At 71.6% G+C, this 14632-nt stretch carries 11 protein-coding genes, 2 tRNA genes and 1 pseudogene; 6 read left to right on the plus strand and 8 right to left on the minus strand.

Features of this window, described 5'->3' with window-relative positions; all coding sequences use genetic code 11:
* Positions 1-103 precede the first annotated feature (103 nt).
* Positions 104-3910, plus strand: coding sequence for an ATP-binding protein (locus D7V80_RS22550; RefSeq protein ID WP_120590108.1), 3807 nt, complete (start codon positions 104-106; stop codon positions 3908-3910).
* A 90-nt stretch (positions 3911-4000) separates the two neighbouring features.
* Here the strand turns inward: D7V80_RS22550 and D7V80_RS22555 are convergent.
* From D7V80_RS22555 to D7V80_RS22575, 5 genes are all read right to left on the minus strand, one after another.
* Positions 4001-4073: transfer RNA gene (locus D7V80_RS22555), tRNA-Ala, on the minus strand.
* A 64-nt stretch (positions 4074-4137) separates the two neighbouring features.
* The gene (locus D7V80_RS22560) at positions 4138-4536 is read right to left on the minus strand and encodes a hypothetical protein (RefSeq protein WP_014397072.1); all 399 of its coding nucleotides are present in this window, start codon (positions 4534-4536) and stop codon (positions 4138-4140) included.
* Positions 4537-4596: 60 nt separating this feature from the next.
* Complete coding sequence (locus D7V80_RS22565; RefSeq protein ID WP_233585617.1) at positions 4597-5976, minus strand: RsmB/NOP family class I SAM-dependent RNA methyltransferase; 1380 nt, start codon at positions 5974-5976, stop codon at positions 4597-4599.
* 15 nt (positions 5977-5991) lie between these two features.
* Positions 5992-6657: a response regulator gene (locus D7V80_RS22570; protein WP_120590109.1), complete on the minus strand. Its 666-nt coding sequence runs from the start codon at positions 6655-6657 to the stop codon at positions 5992-5994.
* A gap of 91 nt (positions 6658-6748) precedes the next feature.
* A tRNA-Leu gene (locus D7V80_RS22575) sits at positions 6749-6834 on the minus strand.
* Positions 6835-6933: 99 nt separating this feature from the next.
* On the opposite strand from D7V80_RS22575, the gene D7V80_RS22580 reads away from it, so the two are divergent.
* The 5 genes from D7V80_RS22580 (at position 6934) to D7V80_RS22600 (ending at position 12636) form a co-directional block, all read left to right on the plus strand.
* Positions 6934-7680: a M48 family metallopeptidase gene (locus D7V80_RS22580; RefSeq protein ID WP_120590110.1), complete on the plus strand. Its 747-nt coding sequence runs from the start codon at positions 6934-6936 to the stop codon at positions 7678-7680.
* 541 nt (positions 7681-8221) lie between these two features.
* Positions 8222-9181, plus strand: coding sequence for a diguanylate cyclase (locus D7V80_RS22585; protein WP_120590111.1), 960 nt, complete (start codon positions 8222-8224; stop codon positions 9179-9181).
* 26 nt (positions 9182-9207) lie between these two features.
* Positions 9208-10944 (plus strand): two-component system response regulator, encoded by a 1737-nt coding sequence (locus D7V80_RS22590; RefSeq protein ID WP_120590112.1) that lies wholly within the window; start codon positions 9208-9210, stop codon positions 10942-10944.
* The gene (locus tag D7V80_RS22595) at positions 10919-11314 is read left to right on the plus strand and encodes a hypothetical protein (protein WP_147447178.1); all 396 of its coding nucleotides are present in this window, start codon (positions 10919-10921) and stop codon (positions 11312-11314) included. The genes D7V80_RS22590 and D7V80_RS22595 overlap by 26 nt, the downstream gene beginning before the upstream one ends.
* Positions 11315-11364: 50 nt before the next feature.
* Positions 11365-12636, plus strand: a complete 1272-nt coding sequence (locus tag D7V80_RS22600; protein ID WP_120590114.1) for a sorbosone dehydrogenase family protein — start codon at positions 11365-11367, stop codon at positions 12634-12636.
* Positions 12637-12685: 49 nt separating this feature from the next.
* Here D7V80_RS22600 and D7V80_RS22605 read toward each other — a convergent pair whose 3' ends face one another.
* From D7V80_RS22605 to D7V80_RS22615, 3 genes and pseudogenes are all read right to left on the minus strand, one after another.
* Positions 12686-13279 carry an HdeD family acid-resistance protein gene (locus D7V80_RS22605; protein WP_233585618.1) on the minus strand — a complete coding sequence of 198 codons (594 nt, stop codon included), beginning with the start codon at positions 13277-13279 and terminating at the stop codon, positions 12686-12688.
* A gap of 172 nt (positions 13280-13451) precedes the next feature.
* Entirely contained in the window at positions 13452-14342 is an 891-nt protein-coding gene (miaA, locus tag D7V80_RS22610) for a tRNA (adenosine(37)-N6)-dimethylallyltransferase MiaA (RefSeq protein ID WP_199738798.1), read from the minus strand.
* A gap of 72 nt (positions 14343-14414) precedes the next feature.
* Positions 14415-14632, minus strand: a pseudogene (locus D7V80_RS22615) (hypothetical protein); the annotation flags it as partial.

The raw sequence follows: 14632 nt of genomic DNA on the forward strand, positions 1-14632 counted from the left end.
GAGCGTTTCGCCGTGAACGCTCGCGGGCTGGCAGGCCCTGGAGCGGCCGGCCTCCCACGCTCCTCCAATGGCCTCTCCGAGGCGCTTCGATTACGCAACGGGGATGAGTCACGGATCCAGGACGTCCGGTGGGCACGGCGCGAACGCACCCGCGCCGCAGCCGGACGACGCCGACCGCGCGGCGGCTCGGGAGGTGCTCGCCGGCGGCGGCGAGCTGGGCGCCCTGATGCGCGGCATGGACTGGTCCAAGACGCCGCTGGGTCCGGTGTCCTCCTGGCCGCAGTCCCTGCGCACCATCGCCAGCGTGTGCCTGAACTCGGGCTTTCCCATGATGGTGTTCTGGGGCCCGCGGGCGGTGAAGCTCTACAACGACGCCTACAGCCGCATCCTGGGCGGCAAGCACCCCGCCGCCCTGGGAAGGCCCGGACACGAGGTCTGGGCGGAGGTCTGGGAGCAGATCAGCCCGTGGGTGGAGCAGGTCCGTTGCGAGGGCCGCGTCATCATGACGGAGAACCAGCGCCTCTTCGTCGAGCGCAACGGCTTCCTGGAGGAGACCTACTTCACCTTCTGCTACAGCCCCGTCCGCGACGAATCCGGGGCCGTCAACGGCGTGCTGGACACGGTGGTGGAGACGACCAGCCAGGTGCTGGACGCGCGCCGGCTCCGGACGCTGCAGGAGGTGGCATCACGCGCGGGAGGGAGTCTTCGCATCCACGACGCCTCCACGCGCGGCATGGAGGCGCTCGCCACCAACCCCGCGGACCTCCCGTTCGCGCTGCTCTACCTCATGGAGGCGGACGGCACGCGGGCGCGGCTGGAGGGGCACATGGGCCTGGAGGCGGACTGCGCCTTCTGTCCCAGGGAGGTGAGCCTGGAGCCGGGCGCGGCCTCCCCCTGGCCCCTGGCCCAGGTGATCCGCTCCGGGCAGGCCGAGCAGGTCCAGGGACTGGAAGCCCGCTTCGGTCCCCTCCCCCTGCGAGACGGCGTGCCGCAGCCGGGCTCCGCGCTCGTCCTGCCAATGGCCCGCCCCGGCGAGTCGAATCCCGCGGGCGTGCTCGTGCTGGGCATGTCCCCGCGGGTGCCCGCGGATGCGTCGTACCGGTCGTTCCTGGAGCTGGTCGCCAACGGACTGGGCGCGGCCATCGCCGGGGCCCGCGCGCACGAGGACGCCCGGCGTCAGGCGGAGGCCCTGACGGAGCTGGACCAGGCGAAGACGGCCTTCTTCTCCAACGTCAGCCATGAGTTCCGCACGCCGCTGACGCTGATGCTGGGGCCGCTGGGGGACGTGCTCGCGGATGGCGAGCACCCGCTGGAGCCCGCGCACCGCGAGCGGCTGACGATCGTCCAGCGCAACAGCCAGCGGCTGCACAAGCTGGTGAACAGCCTGCTCGACTTCAGCCGCCTGGAGGCGGGCCGCATGCGGGCCACCTTCGAGCCCACGGACCTGGGGCCGCTCACCGCGGGGCTCGCGAGCGCGTTCGACTCGCTGGCGAAGAAGGCGGGGCTGCGGCTCCAGGTGGACTGCCCTTCCCTGTCCACCCCCGTCTGGGTGGACCCCGAGCTCTGGGAGAAGGTCGTCCTCAACCTCCTCTCCAACGCCTTCAAGTTCACCTTCCAGGGCACCCTCGCCGTCCGGCTCCGCGAAGAGGACGGCCGGGTGGAGCTGTCCGTCAGCGACACGGGCACGGGCATCCCCGCGAACGAGCTGCCCCGCGTCTTCGACCGCTTCCACCGGGTGGAGGGCGCGCGGGGGCGCAGCCATGAAGGCAGCGGCATCGGGCTGGCGCTCGTACGGGAGCTGGTGGAGCTGCACGGCGGCCGCGTCTCCGTGGAGAGCACGCCGGGCCAGGGCAGCACCTTCACCGTCTCCCTGCCCACCGGCACGGCGCACCTGCCGCCGGAGCAGCTGAGGTCCACCTCGCGGGAGGCCGTCCGGGCCCAGGGGCCGGAGAGCTTCGTGCAGGAGGCGGCGCAGTGGTTGATGGACGCGGGCGTCACGCCCGCGCCCGTGCCCATCCCGGAGGCGCCGCTGGGAGCCGTGCGCGGGCACGTGCTCATGGCGGACGACAACGCGGACATGCGCGACTACGTGCGGCGCTCGCTGGAGGGGCGCTTCACGGTGGAGACGGTGGCGGACGGCGCCGCCGCCCTGGCCGTGGTGCGGGAGCGCCCACCGGACGTGGTGCTGTCGGATGTGATGATGCCGGGGCTGGACGGCTTCGGGCTCCTGCGCGCGCTGAAGTCGGATCCCCGCACGGCCTCCGTCCCCGTCATCCTCCTGTCCGCGCGCGCGGGAGAGGAGGCGAAGGTGGAGGGCCTCACCGCCGGCGCGGACGACTACCTGGTGAAGCCCTTCGGCGTGCGGGAGCTGGTGGCCCGCCTGGAGGGAACGGTGAACGCCGCGCGGGGACGCGCCCAGCGCGAGGAGCTGCTCAAGGCGCTCAAGCTGTCGGAGATGCGCTACCGGCTGGCCACCCGGGCCACGAAGGACGCCGTCTGGGACCTGGAGCTGAGCACCCAGCAGCTCACCTGGAGCGAGGGCATCTACACGCTCTTCGGCTACGCGCCCGGCACGGTGTCCCCCGGGCTGGACTGGTGGACGGACGCCGTCCACCCGGAGGACCGCGCGCACGCCATCGAAAGCCTCCACGCCGCCGCGGAAGCGCCCGAAGGCAGCGACTGGCGCGCCGAGTACCGCTTCCGCAAGGCGGATGGCACCTATGCCCAGGTGGAGGACCGGGGCTGGGTGGTGCGCGATGCCGCCGGCACGGCGCTGCGCATGGTGGGCGCCATGCAGGACGTCACCCTGCGCAAGGCCGCGGAGGACGCCCTGCGCCGCAGCGAGGAGGAGTTCCGCACGCTCGCGGAGGCGCTGCCGGAGGCCGTCTTCGTCACCGCCCCGGATGGCTCGGTCACCTACGTGAACGGCGTGCTGACGGAGGAGACCGGCGTCACCGCGGAGACGCTGTTGCACCGGGGCTACGGCTACATCGTTCACCCCGACGACATGGCCTCCAGCGGCCGGGCCTGGGTGGACGCCCTGACGCGCGGCGACCGCTTCGAGGCCGAGCACCGGGTGCGCTACCGGGACGGCCTGTACCGCTGGCACCTGGTGCGCGCCATGTCCGTGAGGGACGCGGAGGGCCGGATCATCAAGTGGGTGGGCACGTCCATGGACGTCCACGAGCTGCGCCAGGCCCAGGCCCAGCAGCAGCAGCGCGCGGACTTCGAGCAGCAGCTCATCGGCATCGTGAGCCACGACCTGCGCAACCCCGTGAGCGCCATCCTCCTGGGCGCCGCCAGCCTGATGCGCCGCGAGGAGCTGGACGAGCGCAGCACCAAGGCCGTCAGCCGGATCCAGTCCGCCGCGGAGCGGGCCCACCGGATGATCCGCGACCTGCTCGACTTCACCCAGGCGCGCCTGGGCGGCGGGCTGCACATCCAGCGGCGCGCGTCGGACCTGCACGAAATCGTGGACGGCGTGCTGGAGGAGATCGAAGCCACGCACCCGGACCGGGAGATCCGCCGGCGCCGGAGCGGCAGCGGCCTGGGCGCGTGGGACCCCGACCGGCTGGGGCAGCTGGCCCAGAACCTGGTGACCAACGCGCTGAAGTACAGCCCCCGGGACACCGCCGTCCGGGTGGAGACCCACGGAGAGGCCGACGCCGTGACGCTGTCCATCCACAACGAGGGGGCCCCCATCCCTCCGGAGCGGATGGACCGCCTCTTCCAGCCGCTGCAGCGTCCCAGCGGCGAGGTGGACCACAGCAGCCGGAGCATCGGCCTGGGGCTCTACATCGTGAAACAGCTGGTGGAGGCCCACGGGGGCATCATCACCGTGGAGTCCACCGCCGAGGCGGGAACCACCTTCACCGTGCGGCTGCCCCGCGACGTCCCGGCGAACCCGTAGCGAGGGCGCCGGGGAGCTGCCCCCTCCGCCGAAGGCCGCAAAAGCAAAAGGCCCGCGAGATTTCTCTCGCGGGCCTCTCTCACTTCAGTGTGGAGCTAACCGGGATCGAACCGGTGACCTCTTGAATGCCATTCAAGCGCTCTCCCAGCTGAGCTATAGCCCCTTCTTTGCTGCGTGCTGCCCGGTCCGCCGTGGGGGGCGGTCCGTGCCGTGAGGCGGGGCGACTTCTATGGCTTCTTCGTTCCGGACGCCACAACTTTTTGCGGCTTCGCGACGGTTTTTACCTTCAAACGATCCGCCACCTCTTCTCCTTCCCGCAGCAGGTCGGTGAGGGACGCGGCGTGGTCCGCCGCCGCCTTCTCCGCCGCCGCGATGTTCTGGAGCAGCCGGGCGAAGTTCGCGGGCAGCTCCAGCCGGCCTGCCTGGACGGCTTGCCAGACGGCCTCGCCCAGCTCGCGGTGGGTTTGCTCCTTCTTGTCCTTGAGGAAGGCCGCCTTGCCGTTGGCCCGCGCCAGCTCCGTGTTGCGCTCGACGGCCTCCCGCAGCTTGGCCAGCTTGGACTCGGCCGCCTGGAAGGCTTCGTTGATCTGCCGCATCACTTCCGTCTGCTTCGGATCTGCCGCCACGGCTGTCACCCTCGGGAGAGGAGAAGGTCGTTCGTGCGTAACGTGGCGGCTCGGCGACTGTCAACCCGCCTTGCGGACCAGCCGGGCGGCGAAGAAGCCTCCGCCGGGGACCCGGGGCGGCAGGGCGCGCAGGTAGGGGCCGTCCACTCCCACCTGGAGCTCCGCTGGCCAGCCCTCCCCCACCGGCTCCAGGGCGAAGCCCGGGTGCTTCTTGAGGAAGCCCTCCACCACCGCGTCATTCTCCTCCGGCAGCACGGAGCACGTGGCGTAGACGATGCGCGCCCCGGGCTTCACCTGCGCGGCCACCTCCGCGAGCAGCTGGGACTGCGTGGCCTGGAACTCCGTGATGGCCTTCGCGGACAGCTTCCACTTCTGATCCGGCTCGCGAGCCAGGGACCCGGTGCCGCTGCACGGCGCGTCCACCAGCACCACGTCCACCGCGTCCAGCGGCACCGGATGCGGGAACGCCACCTGCTTCAGGCCGAACTCACGCACGCGGTCGCGCGCGTCGGAGAGCCGCCGCTTGGAGCGGTCCCCCGCGAGCACCTTCCCCTTCGCGCCCACCAGATCCGCGAGCCCCAGCGTCTTGCCGCCGGCCCCCGCGCACACATCCGCCACGGTGAGCCCCTCCAACGTGGCCCCGGGAGGCAGGCACGCGAGGACGATGAGCTGACTGCCCACGTCCTGCACCTGGAGCCGCCGGGCCTTCATCGTCCGGGACTCGAAGATGCGGTGGCTGGAGTCCGCCACCCGCAGCGCGTCCGGAGCGCCGGGCACCGCCTCCACCGCCACGCCCTCCTCCGCCAGCGCCGCGAGCACCGCGTCACGAGTGCCCGGGGGCCGCGCGCGGAAGTGCAGCGACGGCTCCTCGTCCAGGGACGCCATCAGCCCCGCGAGCGTTCCTTCCGGATACACCTGCGCCAGCCGCTGCGTGAGCCAGCCCGGGAACGAGTACCGGGTGGCCAGCCGCTCGACGACGGCCTCCGCGCCCTCCGCCGCGGCGGGCTCCGCCAGGGGTTTGGTGACGAGCCCCTCCAGCACCGCGTCATGCAGCGTGCGCGGCCGCACCGGCCCCGGCAGCTTCACCTCCGGCCCGATGCGCGCCCAGCCCTCTCCACAGAAGAGGCGCCGCCAGAGCGCGTAGCGCACCAGCGCCTGATCCTCCGTAAGCGCGTGCTTGCCCGGGGAATGCCCCAGCTGCCGCGCCGCCAGATCCAACAGCCGCGTGTGCCGGGACAGCTCGCGCGCCGCCAGGGCCACGAAGCGCCGCTCCTGTCCGCCCAGCCCTTCCGCCTCCCGCAGCGCGGTGGCGAGCGCGGCCTTCAGCGGCTCGCCCTTGAGGACGGCGATGTGCGTCTCCACCGCCGCGGTGGCCGCGCGCCGGGACGGACGCCCCAGACGTGACGGCTCATGCGGCGTGGGCCAGAGGGGAATGTCCACGGATGACCTCTTCGCCTAGCCGCGCAGCGGAACGCACACGGCCAGCGCACCGGCACGCGTCTTCACCTGGGGCGACGCGCCCTGGGAGAGGAACAGGTAGCACGGCGCGGCATAGCGTTCGCCGTCCAGCTCCAGGTCGCCCTCCAGGAGGAGGACGCCATGGGCGGACCGGGAACGGTTCCAGGGGAAGGCTGCTTCCGCCGCCAGCCGCAGCCAGGTCCGGTCGCTGTCCGGCGCCGAACCAGCGCACTTCACTCCGGGTGATAGCTCGGTCCACTCGGGGGAATCCCCGGCCACGGGCTCCCGGGCGGCGGCGACCACCTGGCGCTTGAGCGCCAGGAAGCGCTCCACCAGCTCCATGATGTCGTCCACCTGGAAGGGCTTGATCAGCACCGCGTCCGGCACCGAGGGATGCAGTACCTGGGCGACCTCGTCCTGACCGGCGGCGCTGACGATGGCCACCGGGTGGCGCTGCCGGCGCGCGGCCTCCAGGACGCCCCGGCCATCCGTGTGGCCTCCGGCGATGCGCATGTCGGTCATCACCAGCTCGAAGCGATCCGCTGCCAGGGCGCGCAGCGCTTCGTCGAGGGTGCCCACCGCCTGCACGTCCGCCAGCTCGGAGACCAGCTCTCCCATTCCTTCACGGAGGCTCGGATCATCCTCGACCAGCAGGACCTTCATCGCGTCTTCCAGCGCGGGGAACAGGGGAGCGCTTTCAAGTTCGGGCGGCCCGGAAGGACGGCATCTCGGGCGCCGGGTCTGCGTTTGAAGATGGCCCTCCCCGGACTCGAACCGGGACGCGGGGTCAGCCGCAGCGGATTTTGAGTCCGCCTCGTCTACCAATTTCGACAGAGGGCCCCTTGGGTGTGAACGAGGCGGCCGAACGTATATCGCGCCTTCGGTTCGTGTGCATCCGAAGATTGCGGCTGTCCACGCACACCGCTAAAGGGGCAGCGCATGTACAACCTCCTCATCTCCCTGGCCGTCGGGCTGGCGGTCGGCGTGCTGGTGAAGTTCGCCGGCGGCTTCTCCTGGTGGGCCGGCATCGTGCCCGGCGTCATCGTCTTCTTCGCCACCTACATCGTGCTCGCCCGCCGGGTCTCCACCCGGGTCCAGGCGCTGATGACGACGGTGCAGAAGGATCTCCAGGGCCAGCCCGCCAACCAGAAGGAGGCCCAGGGCCGCGTGGACCGCGCCGTCCAGACGCTGGAGCAGGGCCTGGTCTGGGACAAGTGGCAGTTCCTCATCGGCCCGGAGATCCACGCGCAGATCGGGATGCTGAAGTACATGATCAAGGACCTGGACGGCGCGAAGCCCCACCTGGAGAAGGCCAGCGGCCGCAACTACATGGCCAAGGCCATGGAGGGCGCCCTGCACTTCCGCCGCAACGACGCGTCCGCCATGAAGACCTCCTTCGAGGCCGCGGTGAAGAGCGGCAAGAAGGAATCCATCGTCTGGGCCGTGTACGCGTGGTGCCTGCTTCAGCTGAAGGACAAGGACGCGGCCCAGCGCGTGCTCGCGCGCGGCGTGGAGCAGAACCCGTCCGACGAGAAGCTCAAGGGCAGCCTCGCCCAGTTGCAGAACGACAAGCGCCTGAAGATGAAGCCCTACGAGCCGCTCTGGTGGCAGTTCGGCCTGGAGGCGCCGCCGATGATGCCGCCCCAGGGTGGCGGGCGCCGCGTGCAGTTCACGAACCGGCGCTGAAGTCCCGGTGGAAGTGATGGCCCGGCGCCACCGCAATGGCGCCAGGGCCCGCTTTCGCTGCTTGTAGAAACCCCGTCGACGGCGCCGCCTACCGCGCGCTTCCGGGGAGTTCCCAACGGATCAGCCGCTCCACCCCACCTCCGCGTACGGCGCCGGAGCGGCCCTTCGTCCGGCAATTCCTACCGTGCGCGGGGAACCCACGCTGCAACGTCTTCCGGCTGTCTTGTTGGCTGTCTCGCCAGCCCCCATGCAACCCCCTGAAAAGAGGCAGTCCCGCATGTGAAGCGCGGGGCACAGGGCTTGCTCTCGGGCAGGGGCACGCGGGCGACCGGGGCGGACGATTCCCAAAGCCCCCGCGGAGGCGGACGGGCTTGGCAGCCGGAGGTCTCGGGTGAAGTTTGGATGGGTGGGTGGGTGCTTGCAGAACGAGGCGGCGGCGGGTGCGCGTGGGGCGCAAGGGCGTGGGGAGCACCTGGAAGGGCGTGGCGCCCGAGACTTTCGGCCTGCCATTTCGGGTCAGGCGAGCGGAGCGAACCAGTTCATGGAACGGCACGGCCGCAGCAGTGAGCGCGCGCTCCTGCTCATCATCGAGGACGACATCGGCGTGCGCGAAGGCCTGATGGACCTGCTCGCCCCACGCTTCGACGTGCTGGCCGCTTCGGACGCGGACGCGGGCGTGGAGCTGGCGCGCGAGCACCGCCCGGACCTGGTGCTGCTGGACCGGTTCCTGCCCTCCGGGGATGGGCTGGCGGTCTTGGAGACGCTCCAGGGCGACGTGCGCACGGAGACGGTGCCGGTCATCTTCCTCACGGGGGACGCGGACGAGGCGACCCTGGAGCGATGCCTGGAGATGGGCGCCGTGGACTTCATCCACAAGCCGGCGAGTTCGCGCGAACTGCTCGCCCGCATCGACCGCGCGGTGCGCCAGAGCGAGCAGCAGCGCAAGCTCCAGGTGCTGGCGCAGACGGACGCGCTCACGGGCCTGGCGAACTTCCGGGCGCTGTCCGTGCGGCTGGAGGACGAGTTCAAGCGCGCCCAGCGCTACGGCTACGCGCTGAGCGTGGTGGTCATCGACCTGGACCACCTGAAGGCCATCAACGACGGCATGGGCCACGACGTGGGCAACCGCGCCATCCTGGCCCTGGCCACGCTGATGCAGGGCAACCTGCGCGAGTCCGATTTCGCGGCGCGCTTCGGCGGGGACGAGTTCGTCGTGCTGCTGCCGCACCAGACGTCGATGGAGGCCGCGGTGTTCGCGGAGCGCCTGCGCTCGGAGCTGCGCGGCGTGAACGTGCAGCGCGGTGACGGGCGCCCGGCGCCCTTCGGGTTGAGCATCAGCGTGGGCGTGGCGGACCACACGGCCGACTCCCCGCGTGAGAGCACGGAGGCCTTGCTGAAGGCGGCGGACGCCGCGCTCTACGAGGCCAAGCGGGAGGGGCGCGACCGGGTGGTGGTGTACGGCCAGTCGCTCCACAACACCCCTGCGGCGCAGCGGCACTGACGGCGGGAAGGGAACGAGGGCGCGCGATGAGCGGGACCAGCAAGCTGGCGAGTGGTTCGAGGGTGGCGATCGTCGGCGGCGGCATCGCCGGGGCGGGGCTCGCGGCCTCTCTTCTCTTCAACGGCCGCGCGCGGGGCGTGGCCCTGGACGTGCGCGTCTACGCGGGGGGCACCGAGGAGCGCACCGCGCCCCCTGCCCTGCTCACGCCGGAGTGCCGCTCGCGGCTCGCCGCGCTGGGCTGCCGGATTCCTCCGGAGTGGCGCGCGCACGAGCTGCGCGGCGTGGAGGTCATCTCCCAGGGCGAGCGCGAGCTGCTGCCCTGCGCGGCCGGCGGCCTCTGGGTCGTGGATGGCTGGCCCCGGGGCGAAGGCGGCCTGGACATGGTGCGCCACGTACTGTCCACGGCGGCCAGCGCGCAGGGCGCCCGGTTCGTGACCCGCCACGTGGAGCGCGTGGAGCGGCAGGCGCCCGCCCCGGACGCGCCCACGGCGGTGCGCAACGCGGGCCCCCTGGTCGTCCGTGCACAGGGCAGCGGCGAGCGCTTCCACGCGGTGGCGCTGGCCGCGGGCGCGGGACCTCTTCTGGGTGACGCCTTCTTCAAGGGCTTCAAGCCGGCGCCGTCCATGCCGGCGGTGCAGGCGCGCATTCAAGGCGGGATGCCGGGCCGGGACCTGGCGCCGGTGGCGCGGCTGTGGGTTTCGCCGCTGCCTTCCGTGGATGCGCTGTTCCTCATCCCGAGCGCATCGTCCGTGTACGCGCTGGCCTTTGGCGCGGCGGTGACGCCCGCGGACCTGTGCCAGGTGCTGATGATGGCCGCGCGCGACGGCCTCCTGGAGGAGGGCTTCGAACTCACCACCCTGGAGACGACGCGCCTGCCCTTCGGCCCCGGCCGCACGCTGGTGGCGCCCGGGCAGCTGGTGGTGGGCCCCGCGGCCTTCGGCCACCCGCTGCAGGTGGGCCTGTCGGAGACGCTGGCGTCGTGCAGCCGCGCCGCGGTGGCGCTGCTGGATGGCGGCCTGGACGCGCCGTCGCTGGAGCGCCGCTACGTGCGCGACGGGCTGGGCGAGCTGATGGAGGACGCGGCGGCGGGAGCGCGCTCCATCACGTGGCTGCGCCGCGCGGGCAAGCGGGCTCCGGCGGCGTTCGTCGCGGCGCGCGCCAAGCACTCGTCGGGCGGCGTATACGGCGGCGGCGTGCTGGGGCTGAGCTCCCCCACTCCGCTGGGCCTCCTGTCCGCGGCGCGCTGGTCGGGCGTGCGCGAGGTGGTGGGCTCGTGGCTGCGCACGCCCATCGAGCCCGTGCCCACGCTGGTGCCGGAGGTGGAGCCGGACCTCTACTACGTGGTGGACGACGACGCGGACACGCGCGAGGCGCTCACTCTCCTGTTGGAGAGCACCGGCGCGCGCGTGGTGTCCTTCGCGGACGAGCTGGCGCTGTTCTGCGCGGTGGCGCGGCGTCCGCCCACCGCCATCCTGTTGGACGTGGTGCTGCACTGGGTGGACGGCCTGCGTCTGTGTGAAGGCCTCAAGCAGCACCCGCTCACCCGCGACACGCGCGTGCTGGTGATGAGCGGCCTCAACCGTCCGCACGTGCGGCAGCGCGCGCTCGACGCGGGCGCGGAGGCCTTCCTGCCCAAGCCGGTGAACCCGGACCGCCTCCTGTGCCAGCTCACCGGCCGCGTGCCGGACCCGCTCGGCTCGCCGCGCGACGTCATCCGGCCCTCGGTCGTGGAAACATTTGGCGAAGACCGTTTTGCTTCCTGACGCCTACCTGCGCGCAACCGAGAAGGAGACGAAGGCCCACTCACCGGACTACGGCCAGAGCCGCATCCTCCACAACCCGGCGCGCGACGCGAAGGGCGGGGACGTCTTCGATCAGTTCGACATCCAGCGGGACATCCGCACGTCCACGCATCCGGGCCTGGACGAGACGGCCGTGAACCGCAGCCAGCCGGGCAAGCCTGTGTGGCAGCCGGAGCCGCACGAGCGGCCGATCCTCGCGGACGTCGGTGTGGATCCGACGAAGTCCAGCGACTTCACGCTGGAGCGTCCGGACGCGAAGGGTGATCTGAAGCACGTTGCGCGGGATCAGTTCGCGGACCTGTTCGACGACGCGCACAAGAAGACGAAGTAGGCGCTGTCCAGGTTGTGGGGTGCGCACCCCGTGCACAGGGTGCGCAGCCCATGACCCCTTCCCGGCTCTTCGCAGGTGCCCTGCTGTGCCTGTCTGTCGCGTGCTCGGACAAGACGACGCCCAACAACGGTGATCAAACGCCGCTGGACGCCGCCATCCCCACGCCCCAGGCGCCACCGACGGAAGCCGCGGTGCGGGCGGTGACGGTGCCCAACAACCTGGTGAAGCCCGCGAAGCAGCCCTTCGGTACGGATCGACTGGCGCAGCTGCGCGTCCCCGCTGGCTTCCAGGTAGGTGTCTTCGCGCAGGGGCTCACGAACCCGCGCAAACTGGCGGTCCGCCCCAGCGGCGCCGTCTACGTCACCGAACGCGAGGCCGGCCGCGTCACCCTGCTGCGCGACACGAACGGCGACGGCGCGGCGGATCAGAACGTCGTCGTGGCGAGCGGCCTGGGCACGAAGAACACGGGCGTGCACGGGCTGGCGCTCCAGGGCGACCAGCTCTTCATGATCACGGACACGCAGGTGTTCGTGGCGCCGGTGAACGCGGACGACACGCTGGGGGCGCCGACGCTCCTCATCGACCGGCTGCCGGACGCCGGGCAGCACCCCAACCGGACGCTCGCCTTCGGGCCGGACGGCAAGCTGTACGTGTCCGTGGGCAGCACGTGCAACGCGTGCGCGGACGCCAACCCGGAGAACGCCACGCTGCTGCGCTTCGAGCCGGACGGCACGGGCCGCGCCGTGTTCGCGAAGGGGCTGCGCAACACCATCGGGTTCGCGTGGCACCCCGTGTCCGGGCAGCTGTGGGGCATGGACCACGGCTCGGACTCGCGCGGGGATGACTACCCGCCGGAGGAGCTCAACCGCATCCAGGAGGGCGCGGATTACGGCTGGCCGTACTGCCTGGGCAAGCAGGAGCCGGACGCGTTCCTCAGCCAGGAGCCGCCGGACGGCCAGTCGAGGCCGGAGTACTGCGCGAAGACGCAGCCTCCGGCGCTGGAGTACCAGGCGCACTCGGCGCCCATGAGCCTGACCTTCTACACGGGCACCCTCTTCCCCGAGGAGTTCCGCCGCAACGCCTTCGTGGCGATGCGTGGCTCGTGGAACCGCAACCCGCCCACCGGCTACAAGGTCGTCCGCGTGCGCTTCGACGCGCAGGGCACGCCCACCGCGTTCGAGGACTTCGCGACGGGCTGGCTCAGCACGGACGGCACCACCCAGTTCGCCCGCCTGGCCGATACGGTCATGGCCGCCGATGGCTCGCTGCTCGTCACCGACGACGCGAACGGCATCATCTACCGCATCGGCCATCCAGGCTGAACTTCACCCACCGATATCCTTGATTCACTCGCAGTAAATTGGCGCTCGCTCAAGCCTCCACGCGATGCAGTCCCCGTCGCAGGATGAGTGAGCCGGACATCATCGAGATGCCGCGGAAGAAGACGGCGAGCCCCACCAGCGTGCCCACGAGCCACACGGAGGACGAGGGCCATCTGGCCATCACGCTGATGCCCAGGACCAGGGAGATGAGGCCGTAGGCCAGGTCCCATCCCCACTGGAAGTAGCGGTCCATGACCGACGTGATGACGTGGAAGAGGCCGCTGGCGAAGAAGTAGCCGGCGATCAGCAGCGTGAGGGAGGCCAGCCCCGCCGCCGGGTACATGACGGTGAGGATGCCGACCACGGTGGTGAGGACGCCTCCCAGCATGAAGGACCAGAAGGCGCTCCGGCTTTCGCTGCGTGAGCGGATGGCCGCGACGATCTCCAGGACACCGCCAATCACCAGCATCATCCCCACGAAGAAGACGGTGACCATGCTGGTGAAGAACGTGGCGCCCAGCAGCACGACCCCCGCGATCGCCGTCAGCAGGCCCAGGAGGAAGGGGCCGCCCCACATGGCGGAGGCTCCCCGGGAGGGACGATCCGGCCGGGTCTCCGGCGCGCGTTCGACGTTCGTTCGCATGGCAATCTCCACGGTGATGGCTGCCCGCCCCGGGCCCTCGGCCGCCTGTCGGTCCGGGAGTGGACGTGGTGGGGGTAGCGCTTCCTGGTGGAAGATGGGAGCGCGACCGGGCGCGAACAATCGGCGCCACGGGACGAAATGAGGCGGAACACCAGGCAGGGGCCAGGGCGGCCTACCGCGCCTGAAGGGCAGGCCGGGTGTACGGCGGTGACAGGAACACCGCGCCGGGCTCCTTGCGGAACCAGGTGAGTTGCCGCTTGGCGTACCGCCGGGTTTCCTGCGCGGTGTCGGCGATGGCCTCTTCGCGGGTCATCCGCCCCTCCACCACGGCGCGGGCCTGCACGTAGCCGACGCTGCGCATGGGGGCTGCGTCCGCGTAGCCCTGCTCCAGCAGGGTCCGTGTCTCCTCCACGAGTCCCCGCGAGAAGAGCGCCTCCGTGCGCGCGTTGATGGCGGCGTAGAGGGACTCGCGCGGCGGATCCAACACGTAGAGCTGGAAGGGATAGCGGTCCGGCGCGAAGGCATGGGCGCGGCGGAACTCGGACGCGGGCACGCCCGTCTGCGCGTGGATCTCCAGGGCGCGGACAACGCGCACCAGGTCCTGGGGAGGCAGCTTCGCCGCGGTCTCCGGATCCACCTCGGCCAACCGGCGATGCACGGCCTCCCTCCCCTTCTCCGCCGCGAGCGCCTCCAGCTCCGCGCGCAGCGAAGGCAGGGCGCCGGGCGCGTCCACCACGCCGTGCAGCAGGATGCGCAGGTACAGGCCGGTGCCTCCGACGACGAACACCGGCCTGTCTCGCGAGGCAATGTCCGCGATGGCCGCGTCCGCGCGGCGCTGGTACTCGGCGGCGGAGAAGGGCTCGAGCGGCTCCACGCAGGAGACCAGGTGGTGCGGCACGGCGGCCAGCTCCTCGGCGGAGGGCTTCGCGGTGCCGATGTCGAAGGCGCGGTACACCTGCTGCGAGTCCGCGCTGACGATCTCCCCGCCCGCGTCGCGAGCCCAGGCGATGGCCAACGCCGTCTTCCCGGACGCCGTGGGTCCTGCGATCACCGTCAACGGCACCCGCGTCTCAGCCACCAGCGTCCGCCTCCCACGCCCGCTGTAACGCAGACGCGCGGCAAGCGCGAGCCCCCGCTACGCCAGCCGCGCCCGCACCACCTGCGCCGCGCTGGCATCCCGCGCGAACACGAGCCGGGCGGTCTCCACGGACGACAGCACGCGTCCAGCCGCGCCCACCAGCGCTCCCCGGCCCGCGGGCGTGGGCTCGGGCAACAGCGCATTCAGCAGCAGCACGCGGGCCACCTCCCCCGCCCCTTGCGCTTCCCACCGCGAAGCCGCGTCCCAACCCAGCG

It is taken from the genome of Corallococcus sp. CA054B, from assembly GCF_003611625.1.
In the GTDB taxonomy this organism is placed as follows: domain Bacteria; phylum Myxococcota; class Myxococcia; order Myxococcales; family Myxococcaceae; genus Corallococcus; species Corallococcus coralloides.

What these genes read in the sequence shown, in the direction of transcription:
- D7V80_RS22550 (WP_120590108.1), top strand. Translation starts at nt 104, where the DNA reads ATGAGTCACGGATCCAGGACGTCCGGTGGGCACGGCGCGAACGCACCC.
- D7V80_RS22605 (WP_233585618.1), bottom strand. Translation starts at nt 13,279, where the DNA reads ATGCGAACGAACGTCGAACGCGCGCCGGAGACCCGGCCGGATCGTCCC.
- D7V80_RS22585 (WP_120590111.1), top strand. Translation starts at nt 8,222, where the DNA reads ATGGAACGGCACGGCCGCAGCAGTGAGCGCGCGCTCCTGCTCATCATC.
- D7V80_RS22580 (WP_120590110.1), top strand. Translation starts at nt 6,934, where the DNA reads ATGTACAACCTCCTCATCTCCCTGGCCGTCGGGCTGGCGGTCGGCGTG.
- D7V80_RS22570 (WP_120590109.1), bottom strand. Translation starts at nt 6,657, where the DNA reads ATGAAGGTCCTGCTGGTCGAGGATGATCCGAGCCTCCGTGAAGGAATG.
- D7V80_RS22590 (WP_120590112.1), top strand. Translation starts at nt 9,208, where the DNA reads ATGAGCGGGACCAGCAAGCTGGCGAGTGGTTCGAGGGTGGCGATCGTC.
- D7V80_RS22600 (WP_120590114.1), top strand. Translation starts at nt 11,365, where the DNA reads ATGACCCCTTCCCGGCTCTTCGCAGGTGCCCTGCTGTGCCTGTCTGTC.